The following is a 22,850-nucleotide window of genomic DNA, read 5'->3' as shown; positions in this document are numbered from 1 at the left end:
TCCCAGTCAACCAACCCCCATATATATATCCCTACACATTCCTATTTGTTCCAATATTGCTGGGCAATTCTTTGTCCTTGTTTAATTTTTGCCCACTGCTCAGCCTCAGTTAATTCATTACCCCCATCACAAGAAGCAAATCCGCATTGATGGGACAGCAGCAATCGATCCTTGTCAATAATACGCGATGCTTCATCAAGCATTCTGAAGACACGCTCTTCATCATCCAGCGTATTCGTTTTGGATGACAACAAGCCAAGTACAATTTCTGTTTCCGGCTTATCCTTGAAGACGGCAAGCGCCTCAAGCGAACCTGCACGTTCATCATCCCATTCCAGGAAGAAACGGTCATATTTAAGCTGCTTCAAGAACAGATTAGCAATTTTCACATAGGAGCCGCCACCCATATTCCGGGAATCATAGTTGCCGCGGCAGTTATGCGTCCACATTTTCAAACCTAAGCGATGACCAAAATCAATCAATGTATTGTTAATGTCAATAAATTCAGCAGCAAGAGCTTGTACTTCCTCTTGATTGATATGTTCACCGGTATATGGAGAATTCGGGTTGTCATCCGCAAACAGTTCCCATAAGCAATCGTCAAATTGCAGGATTTTCCCGCCAGCCGCGGCAAATTCCTCAACAAATTCTTTATATGCCTGGACGAGGCCATTTTTAAGCTCATGTCTATCTTTATAAACCGCATCTTTGCCGCCAATGTTATCCGACCATGACAACTCACCAAAAATATGGGATGGCGAAGGTACGCATAGCTTCGTTTCACGGTCGCCAGCAAGAGCTTGGAGTTGTTTGAATATGCCAATGAAATGATGATTCTTTCCGCTCAATTCACCTGTAATGCGCAAACCAATATCTTTTCGTGTCTCATATTTCGAGCTTCCATCAATATCGCGGAAAAAATATCCATGATCCGCAATATAGCGATCAACTCCTTGAAATCCCCACACAAAATCTAGATGCCACATGGATTTGGAATATTCACCATCCGTAATAATGGACAAATCATGCTCAATTTGTTTTTCAACTACAGCCTTAATTGCCTCTGTTTCACACTGCTCATAGCCCTCAAAATCTTGATAAAACGGATAGCTGATGTCATCACGGTGTTCTATTTGTGTTTTATATTTCAATAGTTCAGACGGCCGCAACAAGCTGCCTACTGTTTGGAATTTACTGCTCATTCAAAAAACCTCCTCGTTGTCTCATCTCGTAATGCTCTGATTGTAGCATGGAAGAGGTATTATAACGTAACACCCAAAAGTCATAACTAGTTATAGCTAAAAGCTATATCGGAGCGAGTGGGGTGTGAAATAATGGCATAGAAAAATCCACAACCTCATACGGCTGTGGATTTATATAAAATAGATAATAAAATAAGCCCCTCCGATGGCACGTGCATAGGTATCTACGGACTTTGGGCGTAGTCACGCGGTATTATAGTGTCACTCGATCATCTGTACCCCAAAAGAACAGTCTCAGACCAAGCAGGTGTCGACTCGGCACAGTAGATCATCTTACCATTCATGACTTCAGCCACGATGGAAGACTCATATGTATTATCAATAATGATTACTGATCTGCAATGGCCAAAGCAGGTTTTAGATTTTGCAATGATTGACCATATCGAAAGCGAATATCCTCTTCTGCTATCCAGTGTCCACCCTGCTCAACACGAGAAGCTACACGGTCTATATGCATTTGGACGTCTTGCAGGCCGATATAGTAAACGACAATGCTATAACCGATATCTTTTGCAATTTGCATATGTTTTAAAACAAAGGTGCCTGATAATGTAGCTTCAATGGCAAAGTGTAGGCCACTTTTGATAAGAGAACGAATTCTTTTCACAGCTTCCCTTCCAGCAGACAGATCAGCACTCCGCGGATCGTCTGGCCTTAATTCTCCAGCAATCTTGATCCGGGTCAATTAGTTCACCGATCCATTCCCTCATTTGTAAGCTAATCGTACTTTTGCCGGCTCCATTGGTATCAGCAAAAACTGTCATGATGGGTTTGGTATCACTCATGATATTCAAATTCCTGCCGCTTTCCGGTTGCATCAATAATGATCTCGAACTTATTGCCCTCTGCGTCTTCACGAACACGTTTGTTATTCTTTATATAATAAATAGATGCACCTGACTCTCTTGCTTGCTTCCGTGCATGTCCCCTTTAAAGATTCTATAGCCATTAATCCATAATTCAGGACGTATCTCTTTTTTATCGTATATATAATGAAATGCCTTCATAGGTGAATGAATAAATCGATATTTTATCGTGAATCCCCTGCACCTTCTCCTTAAATTGTCTACTTCTCTCCACGCTTCGAAATTAAAATGAGTTACATGACTTCTCTTCTCAGAATGAGTAAAACAATCACCACAGCTGTTGCAAGTCAGTTCGATTCCATTATCCTTTTCATCGCTTAGCCCCGTGCAAATCCTAAAAGTATATGGTTGTTGGCATTTCGAGCATGTTAAGCAATCATCAGTTACCTCTTTTAATATGCTCAGAAAATCAGCAGTTAACTCTCTAATCATTTCTGTTTGAAGTTTGAATAAATTAAATAACGCCCCCCCCCTTGATCAATTTTTCAATCAAATTCTTGTAATCTGCAATTTGAAATTTCCATTAAGGTCATTATATTCACTCCAAATCTAATATTATAGTAATTGGTGGAGGGTAGGGGAGTCGAGTCCGAAGGCAACGCCACATAGGCAAGCTTCGCATGGGTGTAGTCACAGTTTTAATGTCGGCAAAGCAAACGCCTGCTAAGATTCCTGTAGCGACTTTAGTGGTAGAAACGACAATTCTCTACCTTTGCTCAAGTATCGTTTTTTACAATTAACGATGTCTGTATTTAGCTCTAAAAATGCGCCAACAAAGCTTGATAAGATTAGGAACCGAATATGCTTTTTCGGCAAGATAGGAGAACGCAGTACGGTTTCCTCGCTTCGTATTACAATCGCTACATGAAGCAAGCAGATTGTGTGGAAGATCCGAGCCGCCTTTGCTTGAGGGGATAATATGGTCCACTGTCGTGGCGGGACGTCCGCACCACAAACAAGTGTGATGATCCCGTTTTAGCGCAACTTTTCGATAGTCACGAAATAAGAACGGGTTATAAAGTAATTGGATCGTCTCCTCATCAATCCAGACGGCACGCGAACGCTCGACTTCCCGCCAAGCTCGATGAGGCAAACATGGTGTTAGTTCTTGACCATCTATATTGAGTACCGATATCATTGTACCTCCCTCATTATGATTATGATTCATCTATTTCACTCCATCTATAAGAAATGCTTTACTTATTATAAACAAAAACACCATCCTCATGCGGATGGTGCTCATGATGGTGGAGGCGAACCATGGCTTTGCATAACTAGCGCGATAAATACGATTGATTTAGTAGAATCTTTCAGAGCGGAAAACACGCTTAGCACACCTTCTTTAGGAATACTGCCGCATGATCTGCTGCATTCCTAAAGTATCAAATAAAAATCATAACTAAAAGTATCCTTTTAATATAAAAGGTATGTACCGTCGTAATCTCATATGACTTTTTCGTAGGCGTTGTCATTTTTTCATATTGTAAATCATCTCATTCAATGCAAGGGAATCAGTCACTATCGCTGTATTTAATAATCAATAGCAAAAAGCAGAAACGTTAATTGAACAACATTCCTGCTTTTAAAAATTCCACTTAAATTTACGTCAAAAAGGACTTTTTAAATAGCCCTTAGGAAATATCCTCCGCATTACGGTTAATATGATCAATGATATCCAAAATTCCTCGAGCTTTTGGAAGCTGGTCCTTGAACACAACCATGATCCCACCTACTGAACTAAACGGATCTTGCTGCAATACTTGGCGTTCTAATGTACCATTCTTAACGATGTAATCAATGATCAACTCAACGAATTTCGTTTGTTGTAAGTTTAAGTTCTGTTCAGAAATAAACGTTGAAAATGCTTCAACAGCAGCTTGGCGGTCAAGACCAACAATTTTACGAACGAGCTTTGTGACAGGGGTATCGCCATAATCTTTTTCGTACTGTTCTTTGGAACCAAGTTCATTCCACAAGATTCGCTCTAAGTATTCCACATCTTGCTTCGTTAATGGTTTGTTGTTACGCAGCTTATAAATCGCTAATGTATCCTCATGTTGATGCTCTTTTAAGTAATGCTCCACCTTTTTTCGATAGCTTTGTAAGTCATTCACATTATAAATCGATGCATTTTCTGCAACAGTTATCACTTCATCTTGGAAATCCGTGTAATAAATTTTCTGATTCGAACGCTCAATATAGCGAATTAAATCACGCAGCGCAACACGTACCCTTTCTAAATCAACAAGCGAAGCCTCTTCCCAGAATTCCATCGTTCGTACGTCATCAATCACTTTTTTTTGTGCTAATACTTCTGGAATTGTACCTAGTTTTGAAAGAGCTTCGGCTGTTTCAATAACTCGGCGAATTGGCTTTGTGGCATTATTTGATTGCAAGCTCGCTAATTCAATCGTCAGCATTAGCAGATCAAAGCGTTTGGCTAACTCATCATCTTCAATCGGTGTAATTAACGGTGAAATGTTTTCTTTCACTTCATTGGTCTGCACGACCGACAACGCTTGCCAGTTCTCCTCATTTTGATACTTGTGCACATATTGTAAGTATTGGCGCACTCGGAAATTCTCATCATTTAATGCTCGAACGTCCGATACAATTTCCTTCAATAGCTGTTCACGATATGAAATAAACGGTGCTTCTTGATATTGAAGCGATTGTAATTCACGTACAATGTCTACCTTAGCGTTAAACAACTTTTCCGTTAAGGTTTGGGTTATTCTCGCTTCCTCGCCTTTTTCATTCTCACGGAAATACTCGAAGTTTCTTAAATAATCAAAAATTAAGAAGTAACCCTTATCCAATCCTGGTCCAAATAAGTCTTTACGGAGACGTGTTCCGCGACCGATCATCTGCCAGAACTTCGTTTTCGAGCGTACCTTTTTGAAGAAGACTAAGTTTAATACATCAGGCACATCAATTCCCGTATCTAACATATCAACCGATATCGCAATTTGTGGCATTTTGTCCGGTGTGGAGAAGTCATCAATGAGCGTCTGATAATATTCCACACTATAGTCGATTACCTCTGCAAAATTACCACCGTATTCAGGGAATTTCAAATCGAAACGTTCTTTAATGGCCATCGCATGCTTGTGGTTTTTTGCGAAAATAATGGTCTTCCCTAACTTGTCTCCACCTTCAACCTTCAAGCCATGTTCCATTAAGTCATTTAACACGTGATCGATTGTGTTCTTGTTGAATACAAAATTATTTATGGCAGAGCTATCAATATCCCTTACTTGCGGTTCATCTTCAAAAATCTCGTCAAACTCTTCTTTTTCGTCTTCGGATAAATCATCGTAACGAATACCATCATCTAAAATTTTCAACGTCGTTTCTCGTGTGCGATAATCAACTAAGTAACCATCTTCAACAGCCTTCGCTAATTCATAAGCAAAGGTCGGTACGCCGTTCTCTAAATCAAAAATGGTGTACGTATTTTTATCAAGTTCATCTTTCGGCGTTGCTGTTAAACCGACAAGCATCCCGTCGAAGTAATCGAAAATGCTTTTATACTTCTGATAAATCGAACGATGTGACTCATCGATAATAATTAAATCGAAATGCCCTATCGTAAATAAACGATTACCGTTCTTACGCTTCACCTCATCAATCGCATTCATCATCGTTGGATACGTCGAGAACACCATACGAGCAGCTTCTGGATTCGAATTTTTCTCAAGCATATTACTTAATGATAAATTCGGAAGAAGTGTGTTAAAGTTACGGAATGCTTGCTTCACTAAAGATGTACGATCCGCAAGAAACAGTACATTTTTCACCCAATAATGCTTCGTTAACACATCGACTAATGAGATCGCCGTTCGTGTCTTACCACTACCTGTGGCCATTACAAGCAGGCCTTTTCGTTGGTTGTTACTGAACGTATCACAAATAGCTAAAACTGCTTCTTTTTGATAGTAACGGTTTGTAATATCATCATTAATTTCAATATTCTTTAAAGGCTGCTTCATTTGGCGACGGTCGATTAACAATTGCAGCTCATCTTGTGTATAGAATCCTGACACTTTACGCGCTGCATATGGATCATGCCAAATATGCGTTTCAAAGCCGTTGGTATAAAAAATAACTGGTCGTAACCCCTGCATCTGCTCTACACAATCCGCATACAGTTTTGCTTGGTTACGTCCTTCTTTGGGGTCACGTGAAGTACGTTTTGCTTCGACAACGGCTAAAATTTTACCGTTCGTACCACGTAACACATAATCTACATAACCTTCGCCTTTTGCATTTGGCATACCTGTTACCGGATATTCTACCTCAACGTTTTTGCCAATTTCCCAACCCGCTAACTTTAAGTCTAAATCAATATAGCGTTTACGCGTCTCAAATTCTGAAATCGTATCGACATCAAAATCGTAATCTCGCTGTGAATCTACACGATTAGCCGTGAGTTGCGCCCGGAGCCCTTCATTTTGCTTACGAAGCTCTTCAAGTGACTGATCCTTAGCACTTAGCTTGTCATATAAATCACTTAATTCCTCAGGACGCTCTCGCTTGTATACTGCATCATACAGTAACGCTTCATCAAACGTAGATGCGGTATATTCCTCTGCGTAACAATAATCAATCCATGCCACAAACTGATGTAAATTATGTAAAGACAACACCGCTTCATCACGGGTAATTGCCACATTCGTATGTACAGCTGCATTACCAAGCTTCACCACATACTTCATCATCGGCAACAGTTCTTCATCAATGATGCCCAAGAAGTGACGATTATGAATCAAGCTTGAGAGGTTATCCTGATAGGGTATTCTCACATCGTTATCAAACTGATACACCCATTTGACCGCAAGCTCAAGCGCACGGCGCGATAAAATCGCAACCGTGGCCGGGCTAACTTGCATCGCCTTTTCCGCTTCAAAGCAGGCATTGGCAAAGCTAGAAAATAACTGTTTCTCCTTTAAAAAATTGAAGTTCAACATATACTCATCTCCTATGCGAGATAGTTATTGTTCTTGGAAGAGTTCGCCTTTGAAGGCTTTTTGGAGTAGGGAGTTGTATAGAATATTCATTTGCTCTAAAGATTCATTCAATTTCCTCTTTTGGTTATCTATTACACTCTTTTTATCTATAAATTCATCTTGAATTGCTTGCAGTGGTAATCTCAATTTAACTTTATTTAAACCATCACGACTTATAGTGTATTGTCCTGCAGAAGTCTTTACATTCTTTTGAATTTCAGATACTCCTAATGGGCTATTCAACCAAAAAGACAGATATCCAACATTCACATTTTTCACGACCGTTCTAATAATATGATCATTAAAATAGACATCTTCATCAAAGCCTGTAAATACAGCACTTCTACCTACATAGTTTGGGTTTCCATTTACCCTTACAATCAATAAATCTTCCACATTCAATTTATAATTTTCTTTTTCTTTTTCCTGTAAGTCGATTCGGTTAATCTCTTCAAAATTGATAGTATTACCTTTCACATTCTTCAATTTTAATACTATCTTTCCGTTCGCATCATCGCCTCTTCGAGACATTCCATTTTGAGTACTGATAATCAAATCTTCTAAGTAAACATTTTCAAGTCTTCCTTTCAATGTATTCACAAATAATGTTGACGTTAATTCATCTAACGCTGTGATTTGGGATTGGCGTTTTTCAATAATATTATTTGTATCATGTAGTATTTCAACAATCTTTCTTTGTTCATTTAAACTGGGTAAATTGACCACTTCTTTCTGAATATCCTTTACAGATAGATGCTTAACTGTTACAAAAGGAGTCCGGTCTTCAATTTTTTTCAAGATTGAAGGCATTAGGTATAGTAAATATTCCGTATCTAGTAATTCACTAGCACTTTCTATTTTACATACCCGTTGGTTCAATAAACCATCTTCCCCTACCCATTTCTTGATTTTAAACTCCCCATCCATAGTAATTAATAAATCTCCAAACTTAACGATATACTGTTCTGGGTAGTCGCCGTTATAGAAAGTTTTAATTATTCCTGTAGTGACATCCCTAATACGAATTAAAGGCATGCCTTCTTGGTTCTCATTAAATAAACTTGATTTAAATGCATAACCGGATAGAATTTTAACATAGTCACCTAATTCGATTAGATTTTCAACCATGTTATTTCCCCTCCAATAATTGTTTAAGCTTTTCTATACCCTCATGAATTTCGTGCTCTAAAGCTTTTACTCTTGATAATATTTCCTTTGGTGAATCATACTCCACTTCCTCATACTCAACCTCTTTATACTTATTAATTGACAAGTCATACCCTTGCTCACGAATCTCATCCACTGGCACAAAGAATGATTGCTCTGTACGTTTACGTTCTACTTCACCTTGTAAGTTACTGAAACGGGCAATAATATCCTCAATATCATTCGCTTCAATTGGTGCGCGTTTATCGTCTAACGAGTAACCATCTGCTTTCATATCATAGAACCATACGTGATCCGTTCCGCCTGTACCTGTTTTCGTGAAAATCATAATCCCTGTTGAAACTCCTGCATACGGCTTAAATACGCCACTTGGCATTGAAATGATAGCTTCTAATTTATTGTTATCGATAATTTCTTTACGAATGGCCTTATGTGCATTTGAACTACCAAATAAAACACCATCCGGTACAATGACCGCAGCACGTCCACCAGCCTTTAACGTACGTAAAATAAGCGATATGAATAGTAGCTCTGTTTTCTTCGTTTTCGCTATTTTTAATAAGTCATTCGATACCGCATCATAGTCTAACGATCCTTTAAATGGTGGATTCGCTAGTACTAATGTGTATTTATCCGCGTCTCTATTTTCCTCAGATAGTGAATCACGGTAATCAATATTTGGAGCGTCTACCCCGTGCAACATCATGTTCATAGCCCCAATACGTAGCATCGTTGTATCCATATCGTTACCATAGAACATGTGGTTGTGGAAATGCTCATTTAACCCTTGTACTAAAAACAAGTCTTGATGGTTCTTTCGTAAATATTCACTTGCTGAAACCAGGAAACCCGCTGAACCCATTGCCGGATCAATAATGATATCTTCTGGTGACGGCTTCATGAGTTCTACCATCATATTGATGATATGACGTGGTGTACGGAATTGACCATTTGTCCCCGCTTGTTGTAGCTTCGATAATAAGTACTCGTAAATGTCCCCTTTTGTATCACGCTCTTCCATTGGGATACTATCCAGTGCGGTTACTACTTTTTGTAATGTAGCAGGCTTATTAATTTGGAACATGGCATCTTTCATATACTTTGAGAATGCAGATTCTTCTTTACCACCTAACGTTTTGATAAAAGGGAAAATCGTACTCACCATTACTTCATACATTTCTTGGGCAGGTAAGTTCTTAAACTGTGTCCAACGCATCATTGGCCAGTGCTTCTTTTGCACTTCATTGACGTCTGCTGGCATTTCCGAGAAAATCCCTTGATATTCAAGCCCTAAAAATTCTGCTTCGTTTTCCTTTTTCAGTTCACCTTCATCTAAGCCTTTAATGAAGAGTAAGTATGTTAATTGCTCAATATTTGTTAAAGGGTTTGTATTCCCCTCTGTCCATAATGTCGTCCAAATGCTATCAATTTTGTTTTTGATCTCACCTGTAATCATGTTGTAACCTCCATTTTATTAAGGTACCCAATGCAGACACCTTCTCTTACGATCTATTTTAAACTAAATGTATGACAATGCCCATTTGAGTATAAGCATTCAGCTTACCAATCCTTTAATTGTTCAAAACCTGTTCTAGCTTCATTTTCAGCTCTAGTTTTTCTTTGACAAAGTTCTTGACAATTCCTTGTTGTTTCTACATCTAAACTACAATTTATCATTTAATAAGAAAAACCCGCTCAATGAGCAGGTTTTGAGAATGGAGGCGAGAAGAGTCGAACCCCCGTCCGAAGGCAACGCCACATAGGTGTCTACGGGTGCTCCTTCACCTTGCATATCGCTTCAACTTACTTCCGATCTCAATACCCGCGCGAAAATTGCGTGCTTTCTTTGAGCTGGGCGATATCGTGGCCCGTTGGATTTTGGAAGGCGCGAAGCCCAAATGTCGGCGCAACCGCAAAAATGTGGTCAAAGATATCCGCCTGAACCGATTCATACACTGCCCAGTTAGTATCATTGCTGAAAGCGTAGATTTCCAATGGCAGACCGTTATCTCCCGGTGCTAACTGTCTGACAATCAACGTCATTTCCTGATGAATTTTCGGATGATTCCGCAAATATTGATGGATGTATTCCCTGAATACACCCACATTTGTAAGCTGTCTACCGTTCACTTTGCTTTCCGTATTAATCTGGTGTTCCCGATTGTATGCGTTAATCTCATCTAATCTTGTCGTGACATAATCGGTAAGGTAGTGAATTTTCTTGAATTCCTCAATCATTTCCTCGGTACAGAAGCCTATGCTGCTCGTATCGATATGGAAGCTTCGCTTAATCCTTCGGCCACCGGATACTTGCATGCCTCTCCAATTCCTGAACGAGTCCGAGATGAGGGCGTAGCTCGGAATCATCGTGATCGTCTTGTCGAAATTCCTCACCTTTACCGTGTTTAACGTAATGTCGATCACATCGCCGTCCGCATTATATTTAGGCATTTCAATCCAGTCACCGACACGCACCATATCATTCGATGATAATTGAACGCCTGCCACCAGGCCTAATATGGAATCCTTGAAGATGAGCATCAGAACAGCCGATAAAGCACCAAGGCCACTGAGAATGATCAAGGGATTCTGGCCGATGAGGTTCGAGATCACCACAATGCCGCCAACGATGAATAGAACGATTTTCGCTACCTGAATGTATCCCTTAATCGGTCTGATCTTAGAGACTTCATACGAGCGATAAATCGCATCAAAAGCATTGAGCAGCGCATTAAACACCGCGATGGCTACGATAATCATGTACGTTAATGCGGCCTTTTCAATCAAAGCTTGATAGGGCAGAAAGGTGGACGCAGAATAATAGATGATGATGGCTGGCACGAGATGCGACAGCTTATGGAACACTTTTTTCTCCAAAATAATATTATCCCACGTATACCTATTGTTATGAACGATATGAATAATCGTCTTCAACACAATTTTTTTGGCTATGAAATTAGCCAGTATACAGACCACAGCTATAAAAACGACCATGATCATATTCGAAAGATATCCAATGGTTTGTTCGCTCATGCCATATCCGTCTAGTTGATTTTTGATAAATTCCATGGTCTCCTCCTAACGCAGTATAGATTAGCCTATAATTATAAGTTAGATTTTAGTGCTAAGCAAAGTCCAAGAAGGAGGCCGAGAATGGCCGGAAAACAATACCCAGACTCGAGCTTTTATGAGAAGAAGCTCGCCAAAGTTATGGAGCGCTTCTGGGCTGGAGATTGTAATTATGACTGGGGCCGGCACGGCGGTTGCCAGATGTCACTGGCGTAACAGGATGATTGTTATGGTGCATTTTCATTGTTTGTTCGATATAATTAATACTAATATATGTTATTTAAGTAAAATATGGTTTATAGTGGTGTTCCATAAGGCGATTTTCACTACACTTGATCCGCATGTAGTTCTAAGTTCATTTGTTATTACAAGGAGGCTTTTAAAATGCTCAAATACATTCATTGGTTAGGTCAATTATTGATGGGATTCTCTATTTTATTTGTTGTTCTCAAATTGGGGAGTATAGGTACAGCGTTAATCATATTCGCTCTAGGTATTATTATATACATATTTGGAATATTATATAAAAAAATAGTAGGTAAATATTATTATATGTTATATACTAAATATGTAAAATAATTCATATGGAGGTATATAATGGCGAGAATTTTGTCTATTGTTTTGTCTCTTACTCTTGTTTCAATGCTTTTGGGAGCAGTTGGGGCTTCTGCAGCACCAGTAGTAGCTCCTTCCGTTGACCCAGTAAAACAAGCAATTCGAGATGTACTTCCTAAAGATGTAGAAGTTCCAGCGGATTTTTTTGTTGAACGAAAATTGCCAAAAGGTTCAGTAAGTCCCTTTGCAGAAACCGACGTACCCCTTAAGGGAGGATATGCATATTCTCGGTACTTTGCTGCTGGTGGGAGAGTTGATGTTGAAATACATCAACTTTATTTAAATCCTACGGATGCAAGAACATAGGAAAAGCGAAACAACAATTTATGAAGGTATTGCATGGTTTGGAGCCTCTTTTCTTCCAGTTGCAGGTCCTTACCTCTCCACATTAGGAGTTTTTAAAACGGTACTTGATTCCCTCTTTGTAGGTAGTATTAGACAATATGCGGATTACGATCATTTAGTTTCTTCTTATGTGAATTATAAATACAACTAATTCTGTCCTTATTGGATTTTAGAATCCCTCAGCTCACCACCCACGAAACGACCAAGCGACCCGGAAATTCACCGGTTCCATTGGTCGTTTTGTGCCTCGCGCAATGTGGGTACCCGGTAGCAGAGAAGTAAAAAACCTTAATCTTATCTAAGGCTCTAACTTGTCAAGCCCCAATTTTGTGGACATTGAAAAAAACACCTAGGCTGTAAACTGGCGCCGATACTCTATCGGCGTCAGTTTATTTAATTTGCGCTGTGGTCGCCGTCGGTTATAAAATCGTATGTATTTTTCGATTCGGCTTTGTGCTTCAGCTAAACTTCGGATATGATAGGGGTAGAGCCCTTCCGTTTTGAGATGCGAGAAGAAGCTCTCCATGGAGGCATTGTCTAGACAATTGCCCCGACGAGACATGCTGATTTGGGCGCCAACCTTTGGCAGCATGTCGTGGTAAGCATGAGACGTGTACTGGAATCCCTGGTCGCTGTGAACGACGAGTCCGGTCACGTCTTTTTGCTTGGCAAAGGCTTTGGCGAATGTCTGCAGAACGAGTTCATTGTCATTACGCTCACTGAGCTGATAAGCCACGATCTCATTGTTGAATAAATCCTTTACGGCCGAAAGATACAGCCAGCGCTCGCCCACCCGGTATTGAGTCACATCCGTCACCCATTTCTGGTTGGGTTGATCTGCTGTAAAGTCTCGCTTAAGCAAATTCTCAGCCACACGTTCTCCAACCTGGTACTTCATATTAAGCCGGCGTTTCCGGCGAATACTGGCTTGAAGACCAAGCTCTTGCATCAGGCGTAATACCTTCTTGTGGTTCATCCATACGCCGTCATCCTGCCACAAGGAAAGTTGGAGCTGCCGATAACCATACCTTCCTTCATAGCGTTGATACACTGTGCTAACTTGACGCTTGGCCTCGGCATCCCGGTCATAATTCTTCCGCTTCAAATAGGCATAGTAACCACTTCTGGAAACACCAAATAGCTGGCACAGCTCAGCTACCTGCCCTCGCTGGGCTGCTTGTTCGACGAGTTTGAAACGTTCTTTCTTACCTCCCTCATCCCAATTTCCAAACACTTTTTTAGCATCTCATTCTCCCGCTTCAGCTGCTGCACATATCGTTCTTGATCCAAATACTCCTTTCGCCTTCCTCGCTGATCCAGTAATCCAAACTCAACTTGCTCTCGATATTTCCGCATCCACCGTTTCATTCGGTCTTTGTCTTGGATACCCAGATGTTCGTTGATCTGCCGGTATGTCCATTTTTCCTCTACGTGCAGGCGTATGGCCTCCATCTTGAGTTCCTCTGAATAAGATTTAAACTTTTGACCTTTAATCGCCATTAAAAATGCACCCCCTAGAATTCATCGGTTAAACCAAGGGGTTTTTCCAATTTCCATTCTAAGGGGTGCACTTCAGTTTGGTGTATGTTAGCTTCCTGGGGGGGGGTTCAAGGTATGCTCATCTATTTAGTTGTGCTTTCGGCACGAAAAATGCAGTGGTGGCGACTAAGAATATGGTCGCCATGACTCTTAGACTAGCTTCCTTACACCTTAGATAATGAGCTTCCGTACATTTTACTTTTTTCCTCGAGCAACTTGAACCGACAACATCGTTTTTCAAGTCTTGATCTCTCACTTTTAAATTCTTCATTATCTTCGGTCATCAAATCGTACAATTCCCGTGCATTTCTCAAAATATTGTCCTTATTCTTCCTAATAAAAATAGCTTGTTTCTTTAAAACAATCTGATACTTTTTATCTGGCTCGGCATTAATATTATAATTTTTTATTGCATCATCATGAACAGGGAACATGTTATTGAAATTAATAGCTCCATAACGACCACCCTCAATTTTCAAGAAGTCCTTATCGTTCTTCATCGTTTTAAACTTTTTCTTTGGAGAACTCAGAGGAGCAAAGTATTTACAAGAATTAATTTCGAATAGTAGACCGACATACTTTCTTGTTTTTGCTTGTATGTGAGCCTTCTCTTCTGGGATACGATCATCAAACTTCCGCAAATAATCAGTGTAGGCTCTATCAACCTCGTAAATCTTTAATTTCCCCACAGCCTCTCCTTCAATAAAAAAAGACGACGATCTAACCGTCGCCTTCTTCTCAGATCCACTTTGTGGTAGGATCTCACCGCTTTTTTCATTGTCCACTTTGTGGTAGGACCTCTCCGCTTTTTTCATCGTCCACTTTATGGCAGGACCTCTCCGCTTTGAGACCATATTACCACATTTAAAAGTAAAAAACAACTCAAGTGGAAATGAAAAAAACGATATCCTTATTATCCCCTTGGAGTAGAATCTTATGTACTAATGTATTTAGATACGTTTAAAATGTTACAGTTCCCTCCAAACTACAAGTTCATAATATTTACAACAACAAAAGTAACCCAGTAGACAAAATGTCTACGAATAAACTACTTCAAACTCACTCAAAATCCTGATGTCTACGGTGGTCTACAAATATGAGCATAAGAAAAGCCCAGTCCGCATGAGGACTGGGCTTTCATGGTGGAGGCGAGGGGAGTCGAACCCCTGTCCGAAGGCAACGCCACATAAGCTTCTACGGGTGTAGTGACAGTTTTGATGTCACCCTAGAGACTCCCCGTCACCGGATTCCCTTCGGGTCAGCCTGTTTGTCTTCTTCAGCTAGCCGCAGGCGGAGACTAGACAGCGTATCCCACTAAAGTTGAGCCCTCATCCCGGTACATGGGCGATACAGAGCGAGAGCACGTCTGCAGGTTATTAAGCTGCGAGAGCGTAGTTTGTTTGTTGTTTGCCGTTTAATTGGCTTTAGCGTTGATAAAGCGGACGCGTCCCCACTACCCGCTACCTATGCTCGATCTACCCCCGTCGAATCCAAAAACGCCCCCGAAATAAGGATAAGCGGTCTACAACGAACCGCCCGCCTTAAACGGCGACTCGAATGCGTCGGCTGCGATTGCCGGTTCAATCCGAGCATAAGTGCTGTTTGCACTTAATATAACCAACTCAGCGAATATCGCCTCAATTGGACTATAACCATTATACCACTTTCACCACGTTTCATGTCTGGTGATTTAATGGCAGGTAGACCATAATTGTAGCAACCCGAACAACGAAATGCAAGTTTCTCGGCCGCTAATTATAGCTTTCAAGGTAATATTAAACATTAATCTACAAAATATAACAACATTCTCCGATATAAATGGTTGGACAAACGAATATTGGAGGATGTTATGAAAATTAACTGTTTTTTCAAAAGTCATGCAACACATTTTATGATGGCCTGGATTCTAGTCATCAGTACCTTGGCCGCGCCTTTATCCGTCAGTGCTGAAGCTGTCAACGAAACCAGCCTGAACTGGATTCAAGGCTCGAATCAACCGCTTCCCGTGGGAGACATCGCACAAGTTACGATTAATGAGGATTACGTATTTTTAAATGGTACTGATATCAAGACCTATATCCGAGAATATGGGCAGATCCCTTCTGATTTAGAGATCGGAGCTGTTTTTCCTATAGACGAAGATGCTTACTGGATCGCTTACTTTGAATACGTAGATTCGGGTCATATATCGGATGACGAGAAGACCAAAATTGATGCCGACAAGCTTCTGGACAGCTTCAAAGCAGGCACGGAAGAAGCCAACAAAGAAGTTGCAGAGCATAGCCGTCTTTATGTGGATGGTTGGGACATCGCACCGGTATATGACGAATCCTTGCGGAGCCTCACCTGGTCCTTGCTTCTCCACAATTACAAAGGAGAAAAAATCATTAACTATCACGTCCGTATATTGACGCGTACGGGTTACCTATCCGTCATTCTGGCCTCCGACCCTGAGCACCTGGCCGCAGACCGCGCGACTCTGGAGCGCGACATCCTGCCCAACCTCGTAATTAACCCAGGGAAAACCTATGAGGATTTTGATCCTGCCGTCGATAAAAAATCCTCGATGGGTTTGACCGGACTCATTCTGGGCGGAGCGGGACTGGCGGTCGCCAAAAAAGCAGGACTGTTCGGCTTGCTTGCCGTCCTGATCAAAAAATTCTGGTTCGTGTTAATCCTGCCGTTCGTATGGCTGTTCAACAAGCTCCGCGGGAAAGGCAAGAAGAAACAGCAGGAAGATCCGGCTGAAGAGACTAACCAAGCGGACGGAGCAGATCACAGCTCCCATCCAAGCGATCCGCAGCAGGAGGCTGACGAAGACTCGAGATTCAAATCCAAATTCGAATTGGAAGAGGAAAATAAAAAGCCGCCAACCTCTCTTTAGGAGGCATCAAAAAAACCTCGGATTGCAGCAAGCATGATGCCGCTGCGATCCGAGGTTTTGGCTGTTATTGTAGTAAATTACCGCGCCACCTTCTGCTTCTCGCGAAGGATGCGCTGAATATCGCGCTGTGCATCGCGCTTGGCTGCGGCTTCCCGCTTGTCGTACTGCTTCTTCCCTTTACCAAGGCCGATCAGCAGCTTGGCGTAGCCGTTGCGGATATATATCTTCAGCGGCACGATCGAATACCCTTCCTGCTTCGACAGGCCGAGCAGCTTGTTGATCTGTGCCTTATGCAGCAGCAGCTTGCGTGCTCGTGTCGGATCCGTCGGATTATGCCGATTCCCTTGTTCGAACGGGCTCACATGCATATTGTGAATGTGAATCTCGCCGTTGCGGATCGTCGCAAATGCATCGCTGATGTTCGCTCTGCCGCCCCGGATCGACTTGATTTCGGTACCGGTCAGCACCATTCCTGCCTCAAAGGTATCCTCGATGAAGTAATCATGGGAAGCCTTCTTGTTCTGCGCCAATACCTTACCATCATTCTTCTTGCCCATGTTCATCCTCCCCACCGCCATTTTTGCCAGGTCACTGACTCTAGTACAACCAGAAATTAATTGTATCAACTCCCTGAGGCAAAATCAAGGCGCCCCCGCACCGCGGCGCGGCGCAAAGCCCCGGCCGCCACCACACGTGGGCGCGGCCACCTCAGCCCGGGCACAGCCCACGGGCGGGCGAGCCGCTCGCGCAAGAGCTACCGCTTCTTGCGCGGCGGCTCCCCATCGGCGCCCGGCGCACCACTGCTGCCGCCGCCGATGAAAATCCCGCTCGCGGACGTCTTCTTCCGCCGCGAGCCCTTGCCCGCGCCGCTGCTGCCGCCCGCTTTGCGGCTCGTGGCCGCCGGCCCGGCGCCATAGCCGCCCTTGCCGGAGCCGAAGCCAAAGCTTACCGCTGGCCCGGCATCCCCAGCCGCCCCAGCGCCACGCTTGCCGCGCTTGCCCCCGGCCGCAGCCTTGCCCTTGCCGCCGGCGCCTTTACCGGCTTTGCCGAAGGCTTTGCCCGCTCCAGCCTTCTTCCCGGCCTTACCGCCGCCGTTCTTGCCGCCTTTGCCGCCTGCCGCCTGCCACGGCTTGCCGCCGCCTTTACCGCCCGGGCGCCCGCCGAAGCCGTCTTCAATGCCTTCTCCCCGGCGCCGCGGCTTCATATTCACCATCTCGAAATCGATCGTATGGTCGTCCATATTGACCCGGGCCACGCGAATTTCGACCTCATCGCCGATGCGGTAGATTTTCGACGTACGCTCACCGATCAGCGCCATATGCTGCTCATGGAAGTGGTAGTAATCGTCCGTCATCGCACTGAGGCGGATCAAGCCTTCCACCGTATTCTCCAGTTCGATGAACATCCCGAAGCTCGTCACGCTGCTGATAATGCCCGGGAATTCCTCCCCGACCTTATCGAGCATAAATTCGGCTTTCTTCAGCTGCTCCGTATCCCGCTCGGCTTCCACAGCGACCCGCTCGCGCTCGGACGATTGCTGGGCGATCTCCTGCATCCGGCTGGCCAAATATTCTTCCCGCGCCGCCGGCAGGGTCCCACCGCTCTCGATAACCTCGCGAATGACCCGGTGAATGACCAAATCCGGATAACGCCGGATCGGCGAGGTGAAATGCGTGTAGAACTCAGCAGCCAGCCCAAAATGCCCCGTACTCTCCGCATCGTATTTCGCCTGCTTCATCGAACGCAGCATCATCGTGCTGATGACCGTCTGCTCCTTCGTCCCCTGGATATCCTCCAGCAGCGACTGCAGCGCGCGAGGATGAACACGGTCGCCTTTGCCGCCCTTAACCGAGTATCCGAAATTGGCGACGAACATCATGAAATTGAGCAGCTTCTCCTGATCGGGGTCTTCATGGATCCGGTAAATGAACGGCACCTTCAGCCAGTGGAAATGCTCCGCCACCGTCTCGTTGGCCGCCAGCATGAATTCCTCGATGATTTGCTCCGCGATCGAGCGCTCTCTTTTGACAATATCCGTCGGCTTGCCGTTCTCATCCACGATCACCTTCGATTCCTCGAAGTCGAAGTCCACCGCCCCGCGGCGCATCCGCTTGCTCCGCAGCTTGAGCGCCAGCTCCTTCATCAGGCGGAACATATCGGCCAATTCGCTGTAGCGCGCCGTTACCTCCGGATCCTCGTCCTCGACGATCTTGCGCACATTCGTGTAGGTCATCCTTTCTTTCGTGCGAATCACACTCGTAAAAATATCATGCTTCACGACCTTCATCTGCTCGTTGAATTCCATCTCGCACGACAGCGTGAACCGGTCTACCTTCGGATTCAGGGAGCATATGCCGTTCGACAGCCGATGCGGCAGCATCGGAATTACACGGTCCACAAGGTACACGCTGCACCCGCGGTTATACGCCTCCTGATCGAGCTTCGATTTCTCGCGTACATAATAGCCGACATCGGCGATATGCACGCCCAGCTTAATGTTGCCGTTCGGCAGACGCTCCACGTTCACCGCATCGTCCAAATCCTTCGCATCCTCACCGTCGATCGTCACGATGACCTTATCCCGCAGATCGCGCCGCCCTTGCTTGGCAATTTCCGCCGGGTCGATCTCATCGGGGACGCTCATCGCCTCTTCCATCACATCGTCCGGAAAAGCCTCCGGCAATTGATGCTTGCGAATGATCGACAGAATATCGACGCCCGGGTCATCCTTATGCCCGAGAATTTCGATAATCTCGCCTTCGGCCGCGGCTCTCCCTTCCGGGTACTGCACGATCCGCACGACGACCTTCTGGCCGTTGGCCGCACCGTTAAAGCCCTCTTTCGGAATGAAAATATCGCGATTAATCCGCTTGTCATCCGGGATGACGAAGCCATAAGCCTCTTCGTTCTGAAATACGCCGACAACCTGGGTCACGGCCCGGGTAACGACCCGTACCACCTCGCCCTCCAGCTTGCCGCCGGCTATGCTTTTCGAATTGACGCGCACGAGCACGGTATCGCCGTTCATCGCGCTTTTGAGATCATTGGCATGAATATATACGTCAGGGTGCTCGCGATCCTCTGGAATGAGAAATGCGAAGCCTTTGGCATGCGCCTGCAGCCGCCCCCGCACTAAATCCATCCGCTCCGGCATGCCGTAACGGTGAGTTCGCGTCAGTATGATTTTCCCTTCCTGCTCCAAACGATTCAGCAGCTTCAGGAACTCCCTGAATTCCTTCGCGTCCGCAATATGGAAATGCTCTTCAAGCTCCTGATAGGTCATCGGTTTATAAGCGGTCTCCCGCATAAAATCAAGCAGCTCTGATTCTGTTACCATAAACTCACCTCGGCCCGGCTCGGCTTGTCCTTAACCGGTTATGTATTTTATATGTTGGGAACCAATTTCCACGAATTACCCTTCATGTATATACCCTAGTATACACGAAATTAACCGTCCGCATCCGTTTCTCCTTAAATCGCCGAGCTGCATTTTTCCCCCAATTTGATTTCACCTGAAAACCAATGCAAAAAACCCCCGTTCGCAAGGAACGAGGGCTCTCTTATATACGGTATCCTATTTAATAACAACGGCAACGGCAATGGCCAGAATGAAGAATCCAGCAGCAAGTACAACAGTAGCCCGCTCCAGAACAAGCTCCATGCCGCGCGCTTTCGCTTTGCCAAACAGATGTTCCGCTCCTCCGGAGATGGCGCCGGTCAGACCCGCGCTTTTACCTTCCTGCAGAAGGACTGCCGTGATTACACCGATGGAAAAAATAATAAGCAATATTTTCAAAAACAATTCCATTGAATCCACCTCCTAAGTGAGAACATCCAAATTGCTTCAACGAGTATCATGATGATGGTATCATGTCATAAACAGAAAAACAGCATTATCATTGTACCATAGCATCCATGGAATGACAACCTAAATAAGCAAAGAACCTCCTGCGTTTTCCATCCAAACATTCGATGCAGCTAATCCAACGGTTGCAGGTGCTTCATTATTTTTGCGAGAAGCTCAGGATAAAGTTCCATCCTTAATTTGCACGTAGAAGTACTGTCCATTTCAATATATTTTGTCGTTCTTTGCTCCTATTCTTAAGACATATGTTGGATCTGTATATGCCACGACCTGATTGTGATCATACTTAACAGTAAACTCTCTGTACTTTTCATTTTTATTCATAGATTCATCTTCCTTCTAAAGCTCAGAAATTAGCCAACAAAAAGTATGCTCTTGTTTTCTGAATCTTCTGGGACTAACCTAAATCATTTGTAGGCTCATCAAATACTATCAATTACACGGCTCTCCACTCGCTTTTACGCCGAGCATGAATCGCAGGTTTCTAATTCTAAATGGAATTATAGTAGTTAGTTTCTGCGGCAAAGAAAGGAAAGCAGATTTAAATGGATTTCATGTCGTTAGAAGAAGGGAATTGTCCACCATGGGCGGGATTCTTGATTTTAGGTACATGAAATCCATCTACTCCCCTAAAACATTCGTTTAGAGCATAATTAGATACATGAATTCCATTTAGTGTTCGAGTTCGACAGCTTATATAACATAGGCCACAGAGTGGGATTTTAGAGTTCGATAGCCTATATAAGATGAGCCAAAGAATGGGGCGCCCCTCAGTCATCTTTGATGACTTCTGGGACAGACCTGTCGTTTATTTTAGGGTTATACAATATTTATCTCAGATCATCAACAAAAAAACTCCCGCATTCCAGAGAATACGGGAGTAACTATCAATAGATGCTGAAGATCTGCTCCAGACTATTGTTTCAGGTTGTAGAAAGATTTCAAGCCGTTGTATTGAGCCAGCTCGCCCAATTGGTCTTCGATGCGAAGCAATTGGTTGTACTTGGCAACACGGTCTGTACGGGAAGGAGCACCCGTTTTGATTTGGCCAGCGTTTGTCGCTACAGCGATGTCAGCGATCGTGCTGTCTTCGGACTCACCGGAACGGTGCGAGATCACTGCCGTGTAGCCTGCGCGTTTCGCCATTTCGATCGCGTCGAAGGTTTCAGTCAGCGTACCGATTTGGTTTACTTTGATCAGGATGGAGTTACCGATGCCTTCTTTGATCCCTTTTTCAAGGCGCTCCGTGTTCGTTACGAACAAGTCGTCACCAACCAGTTGGATTTTGTCGCCCAATTTCTCAGTGAGCAATTTCCAGCCTTCCCAGTCGTCCTCGGAGCAGCCGTCTTCGATCGTAACGATTGGGTATTTGTCCACCCAAGAAGCCAGCAAATCAACGAACTCAGCTGGAGTATAGGATTTGCCTTCACCTTCAAGATGGTATTTACCGTCTTTGAAGAATTCAGTAGAAGCAACGTCCATACCAAGCATAACATCTACGCCTGGTTTGTAGCCTGCTTTCTCGATCGCCTCGATGATGGAGGACAGCGCATCTTCATTGGAAGTGAAGTTAGGAGCAAAGCCGCCCTCGTCGCCTACTGCTGTGTTCAGGCCTTTTGCTTTAAGTACGGATTTCAGGTTATGGAAAACTTCAGCGCCTACGCGAAGTGCTTCTTTGAAAGTAGGTGCGCCTACAGGCAGAACCATGAACTCTTGTACGTCAACGTTGTTGTCCGCATGCGCGCCGCCGTTCACGATGTTCATCATTGGAACTGGAAGCTGCTTCGCGTTGAATCCGCCAAGGTATACGTACAGCGGCAGATCCAGAGCGTCAGCTGCTGCGCGGGCTACAGCCATGGACACAGCCAGGATCGCGTTCGCGCCGAGCTTGCCTTTGTTAGGCGTTCCATCCAAAGTGATCATCAGCTTGTCGATGCCAAGTTGATCCAAAGCGTCCATGCCGATCACTTCAGGAGCGATAATTTCGTTTACGTTCTCAACAGCTTTCAATACCCCTTTACCCAGGTAACGGGATTTGTCTTCGTCACGCAGCTCAACTGCTTCGTGAGCGCCCGTGGAAGCGCCGGAAGGAACGATAGCGCGGCCGATTGCGCCGGACTCCAGATATACTTCAACTTCTACCGTCGGATTACCGCGGGAGTCTAGGACTTCGCGAGCGTATACGTCAGAAATAATAGTCATTGTATAGTCTCCTTTGATATGTGTATT

General features: G+C 43.9%; 17 protein-coding genes and 1 other RNA gene. 3 read left to right on the top strand and 15 right to left on the bottom strand.

What is annotated here, in order from left to right; genetic code table 11:
- Positions 1-41: 41 nt before the first annotated feature.
- From QNH46_RS01075 to QNH46_RS01045, 7 genes are all read right to left on the bottom strand, one after another.
- On the bottom strand, positions 42-1,202 hold the full coding sequence (locus QNH46_RS01075) for a cobalamin-independent methionine synthase II family protein (protein ID WP_283926546.1): 1,161 nt from the start codon (positions 1,200-1,202) through the stop codon (positions 42-44).
- A 388-nt stretch (positions 1,203-1,590) separates the two neighbouring features.
- On the bottom strand, positions 1,591-1,947 hold the full coding sequence (locus QNH46_RS01070; protein ID WP_283926545.1) for an ATPase: 357 nt from the start codon (positions 1,945-1,947) through the stop codon (positions 1,591-1,593).
- A gap of 917 nt (positions 1,948-2,864) precedes the next feature.
- On the bottom strand, positions 2,865-3,266 hold the full coding sequence (locus tag QNH46_RS01065) for an HNH endonuclease (protein ID WP_283926544.1): 402 nt from the start codon (positions 3,264-3,266) through the stop codon (positions 2,865-2,867).
- A gap of 493 nt (positions 3,267-3,759) precedes the next feature.
- Positions 3,760-7,098, bottom strand: a complete 3,339-nt coding sequence (locus tag QNH46_RS01060; protein WP_283926543.1) for a DEAD/DEAH box helicase family protein — start codon at positions 7,096-7,098, stop codon at positions 3,760-3,762.
- 24 nt (positions 7,099-7,122) lie between these two features.
- Positions 7,123-8,265: a restriction endonuclease subunit S gene (locus QNH46_RS01055; protein ID WP_283926542.1), complete on the bottom strand. Its 1,143-nt coding sequence runs from the start codon at positions 8,263-8,265 to the stop codon at positions 7,123-7,125.
- Between the two features lies 1 nt (position 8,266).
- The gene (locus QNH46_RS01050) at positions 8,267-9,760 is read right to left on the bottom strand and encodes a type I restriction-modification system subunit M (protein WP_283926541.1); all 1,494 of its coding nucleotides are present in this window, start codon (positions 9,758-9,760) and stop codon (positions 8,267-8,269) included.
- Between the two features lie 359 nt (positions 9,761-10,119).
- Complete coding sequence (locus tag QNH46_RS01045) at positions 10,120-11,373, bottom strand: mechanosensitive ion channel family protein (RefSeq protein ID WP_283926540.1); 1,254 nt, start codon at positions 11,371-11,373, stop codon at positions 10,120-10,122.
- An 84-nt stretch (positions 11,374-11,457) separates the two neighbouring features.
- Between QNH46_RS01045 and QNH46_RS01040 the strand changes: the two genes are divergently transcribed.
- The gene (locus tag QNH46_RS01040; protein WP_283926539.1) at positions 11,458-11,589 is read left to right on the top strand and encodes a hypothetical protein; all 132 of its coding nucleotides are present in this window, start codon (positions 11,458-11,460) and stop codon (positions 11,587-11,589) included.
- Between the two features lie 381 nt (positions 11,590-11,970).
- Positions 11,971-12,294 (top strand): hypothetical protein, encoded by a 324-nt coding sequence (locus QNH46_RS01035; RefSeq protein ID WP_283926538.1) that lies wholly within the window; start codon positions 11,971-11,973, stop codon positions 12,292-12,294.
- Positions 12,295-12,682: 388 nt separating this feature from the next.
- On the opposite strand, the gene QNH46_RS01030 is transcribed toward QNH46_RS01035, so the two are convergent.
- From QNH46_RS01030 to ssrA, 4 genes are all read right to left on the bottom strand, one after another.
- Positions 12,683-13,567: an IS3 family transposase gene (locus QNH46_RS01030; protein WP_283926537.1), complete on the bottom strand. Its 885-nt coding sequence runs from the start codon at positions 13,565-13,567 to the stop codon at positions 12,683-12,685.
- A complete protein-coding gene (locus tag QNH46_RS01025) occupies positions 13,489-13,785 on the bottom strand; it encodes a helix-turn-helix domain-containing protein (RefSeq protein ID WP_283928312.1) in 297 nt (98 codons plus the stop codon). The genes QNH46_RS01030 and QNH46_RS01025 overlap by 79 nt, the downstream gene beginning before the upstream one ends.
- A 251-nt stretch (positions 13,786-14,036) precedes the next feature.
- Positions 14,037-14,687 (bottom strand): type III toxin-antitoxin system ToxN/AbiQ family toxin, encoded by a 651-nt coding sequence (locus QNH46_RS01020; protein WP_283926536.1) that lies wholly within the window; start codon positions 14,685-14,687, stop codon positions 14,037-14,039.
- 325 nt (positions 14,688-15,012) lie between these two features.
- Positions 15,013-15,376, bottom strand: a transfer-messenger RNA (tmRNA) gene (gene ssrA, locus QNH46_RS01015).
- A 345-nt stretch (positions 15,377-15,721) separates the two neighbouring features.
- On the opposite strand from ssrA, the gene QNH46_RS01010 reads away from it, so the two are divergent.
- Positions 15,722-16,756, top strand: a complete 1,035-nt coding sequence (locus QNH46_RS01010) for a DUF2167 domain-containing protein (RefSeq protein WP_283926535.1) — start codon at positions 15,722-15,724, stop codon at positions 16,754-16,756.
- A 77-nt stretch (positions 16,757-16,833) separates the two neighbouring features.
- On the opposite strand, the gene smpB is transcribed toward QNH46_RS01010, so the two are convergent.
- From smpB to eno, 4 genes are all read right to left on the bottom strand, one after another.
- Positions 16,834-17,313 carry an SsrA-binding protein SmpB gene (gene smpB, locus QNH46_RS01005; protein WP_283926534.1) on the bottom strand — a complete coding sequence of 160 codons (480 nt, stop codon included), beginning with the start codon at positions 17,311-17,313 and terminating at the stop codon, positions 16,834-16,836.
- A gap of 197 nt (positions 17,314-17,510) precedes the next feature.
- Positions 17,511-20,093: a ribonuclease R gene (gene rnr / locus QNH46_RS01000; protein WP_283926533.1), complete on the bottom strand. Its 2,583-nt coding sequence runs from the start codon at positions 20,091-20,093 to the stop codon at positions 17,511-17,513.
- Positions 20,094-20,330: 237 nt separating this feature from the next.
- Positions 20,331-20,564: a preprotein translocase subunit SecG gene (gene secG, locus QNH46_RS00995; RefSeq protein WP_155612437.1), complete on the bottom strand. Its 234-nt coding sequence runs from the start codon at positions 20,562-20,564 to the stop codon at positions 20,331-20,333.
- 972 nt (positions 20,565-21,536) lie between these two features.
- Positions 21,537-22,823, bottom strand: a complete 1,287-nt coding sequence (gene eno, locus QNH46_RS00990; RefSeq protein ID WP_283926532.1) for a phosphopyruvate hydratase — start codon at positions 22,821-22,823, stop codon at positions 21,537-21,539.
- Positions 22,824-22,850 lie beyond the last annotated feature (27 nt).

Origin of the sequence: Paenibacillus woosongensis (assembly GCF_030122845.1) — a bacterium.
In the GTDB taxonomy this organism is placed as follows: Bacteria; Bacillota; Bacilli; order Paenibacillales; family Paenibacillaceae; genus Fontibacillus; species Fontibacillus woosongensis_A.
Note: the sequence above shows the minus strand (reverse complement) of the source record. Positions and strands in the feature narration are given on the sequence as shown.

Coding starts and splice junctions, on each gene's coding strand:
- QNH46_RS01075 (WP_283926546.1), bottom strand. CDS start 1,202: ATGAGCAGTAAATTCCAAACAGTAGGCAGCTTGTTGCGGCCGTCTGAA.
- QNH46_RS01065 (WP_283926544.1), bottom strand. CDS start 3,266: ATGATATCGGTACTCAATATAGATGGTCAAGAACTAACACCATGTTTG.
- QNH46_RS01060 (WP_283926543.1), bottom strand. CDS start 7,098: ATGTTGAACTTCAATTTTTTAAAGGAGAAACAGTTATTTTCTAGCTTT.
- QNH46_RS01055 (WP_283926542.1), bottom strand. CDS start 8,265: ATGGTTGAAAATCTAATCGAATTAGGTGACTATGTTAAAATTCTATCC.
- QNH46_RS01050 (WP_283926541.1), bottom strand. CDS start 9,760: ATGATTACAGGTGAGATCAAAAACAAAATTGATAGCATTTGGACGACA.
- QNH46_RS01045 (WP_283926540.1), bottom strand. CDS start 11,373: ATGGAATTTATCAAAAATCAACTAGACGGATATGGCATGAGCGAACAA.
- QNH46_RS01040 (WP_283926539.1), top strand. CDS start 11,458: ATGGCCGGAAAACAATACCCAGACTCGAGCTTTTATGAGAAGAAGCTC.
- QNH46_RS01035 (WP_283926538.1), top strand. CDS start 11,971: ATGGCGAGAATTTTGTCTATTGTTTTGTCTCTTACTCTTGTTTCAATG.
- QNH46_RS01025 (WP_283928312.1), bottom strand. CDS start 13,785: ATGGAGGCCATACGCCTGCACGTAGAGGAAAAATGGACATACCGGCAG.
- QNH46_RS01020 (WP_283926536.1), bottom strand. CDS start 14,687: ATGAAAAAAGCGGAGAGGTCCTACCACAAAGTGGACAATGAAAAAAGC.
- QNH46_RS01010 (WP_283926535.1), top strand. CDS start 15,722: ATGAAAATTAACTGTTTTTTCAAAAGTCATGCAACACATTTTATGATG.
- smpB (WP_283926534.1), bottom strand. CDS start 17,313: ATGGGCAAGAAGAATGATGGTAAGGTATTGGCGCAGAACAAGAAGGCT.
- rnr (WP_283926533.1), bottom strand. CDS start 20,093: ATGGTAACAGAATCAGAGCTGCTTGATTTTATGCGGGAGACCGCTTAT.
- secG (WP_155612437.1), bottom strand. CDS start 20,564: ATGGAATTGTTTTTGAAAATATTGCTTATTATTTTTTCCATCGGTGTA.
- eno (WP_283926532.1), bottom strand. CDS start 22,823: ATGACTATTATTTCTGACGTATACGCTCGCGAAGTCCTAGACTCCCGC.